A 1,670-nucleotide genomic window follows, 5' to 3' on the forward strand; every position below is an offset into this window, starting at 1 on the left:
GCCTTATTACATTGCTTTTGTTAAGGTTGTAATAAAAAATATATATTATTAGCAGGGATAGATATGAAGATAGTTTGGTACGCTATTGTGTAATCAACACAAATCATAACAACCTATATATTAAACACTACATGCATTCCTTCTTTGGCAAGGACTTACGCCTGTTTCCTTACGATTTCTATATGCCTGACTGGCTGTCAAGGATGCCACTGCTTTAGATGAATCGGATACTTATCAAGTGCTGTGGATTAATGAAGGTCGAAGCCGAGAGGCCATTGATCGTGTTTGAGGCGATTGTGTTTACAAATTCAAGCATAGCAAGTCGGAATAGTGTGGGCTATGTCTTTATACTTAGTTAAACCAAGTAAAAGGGGGGGGAGGGAAAAAATAGTCGGCATTGCCGACTATTTTTTTATGAGAAATGTAAACCTTAGTCTGCCATTTCTGCATTGTGGTAAACGTTTTGTACGTCGTCACAATCATTTAGTGCATCAAGGAATTTTTCAAATGATGCAATGTCATCGCCTGCAATCTCAGTCATCGTTTGAGGAACAAAAGAGATTTCTTCAACGTCTAACGTTACGTCAGGCATTGTAGCGGTTAATGCATTTTTTACTTTGAAAAACTCAGTATGCGGTGCGTAAACAGTGATGACACCGTCTTCACATTCGATGTCGCTTACGTCAACATCTTCCATCATTAGGTTTTCTAGCACAGCTTCTTCATCGTCACCGTTAAACTGGAATACAGCCTGGTGCTCGAACATGTGGCCAACAGTACCTGGACCGCCGATCTTCGCGTTATTCTTAACGAATGCTTGACGAACATCCATGAAAGTACGGTTGTTGTTGTCTGTTAGACAGTCAACGATAACCATGCAGTTTCCTGGACCGAAACCTTCGTAGCGCGCAGTTGAGAAATCTTCACCGCCGCCACCTTTCGCTTTATCGATCGCTTTTTCGATAACGTGAGATGGCACTTGGTCTTTTTTCGCTTTTTCGATCAAACGGCGAAGTGCAAGGTTGGTGTCAGGATCTGGACTACCATTCTTAGCACAAACATAGATCTCTTTACCGTATTTTGAGTAAACCTTGATCTTTGCGCCTTGCGTTTTGGCCATAGATAATTTGCGTACTTCGAACTTTCTTCCCATGAGGAATCACTCTCTTTGTTGATATTTGGGATAGCTGTTGGGGGCAGATTTTACCAGCAAGCAAGCCTTGATGGCTAGAGGTAATAATAGCTTTCTAATGGGGGAACGTGATTATCGTGGCTTAAAAAGTGAAGCATATCAACTTCCTCGAGAGCTACGGAGGCTATGATTGTTATCCGGTTTACTAATTACGCTTGGCTAAAATATGGCCATGATTACGTTAGAAGCAGTGACAAATAACAATGGCAAATGAAAATTTGAACGTATTGGTATTGTGGTGGTGAAAAAACACCCAGTCAGTTTTTATTGATAAACTTGTGCTTTACAGAACGATTAGATGTCCGTATTATTCGCCGCACAACGGAGAGATGGCTGAGTGGCCGAAAGCACCTGACTTGAAATCAGGCGAGGGGCGACCCTCCTAGGGTTCAAATCCCTATCTCTCCGCCACATTCAGAAAGCCTCGACAGAAATGTCGAGGCTTTCGTCGTTTTAGTGGCAGCGAAAGGGATTTGAA

The 1,670-nt window shown here is 42.0% G+C and carries 1 protein-coding gene and 1 tRNA gene; one reads left to right on the top strand and one right to left on the bottom strand.

Annotated features, from left to right (window positions below; genetic code table 11):
- Nucleotides 1–430 precede the first annotated feature (430 nt).
- The gene (locus L4D09_RS28715) at nt 431–1,153 is read right to left on the bottom strand and encodes a YebC/PmpR family DNA-binding transcriptional regulator (protein ID WP_428460946.1); all 723 of its coding nucleotides are present in this window, start codon (nt 1,151–1,153) and stop codon (nt 431–433) included.
- A gap of 362 nt (nt 1,154–1,515) precedes the next feature.
- On the opposite strand from L4D09_RS28715, the gene L4D09_RS28720 reads away from it, so the two are divergent.
- Nucleotides 1,516–1,603, top strand: a tRNA-Ser gene (locus L4D09_RS28720).
- Nucleotides 1,604–1,670: the final 67 nt, after the last annotated feature.

Source organism: Photobacterium makurazakiensis, from assembly GCF_050336715.1.
GTDB lineage: Bacteria > Pseudomonadota > Gammaproteobacteria > Enterobacterales > Vibrionaceae > Photobacterium > Photobacterium makurazakiensis.

What these genes read in the sequence shown, in the direction of transcription:
- L4D09_RS28715 (WP_428460946.1), bottom strand. Translation starts at nt 1,153, where the DNA reads ATGGGAAGAAAGTTCGAAGTACGCAAATTATCTATGGCCAAAACGCAA.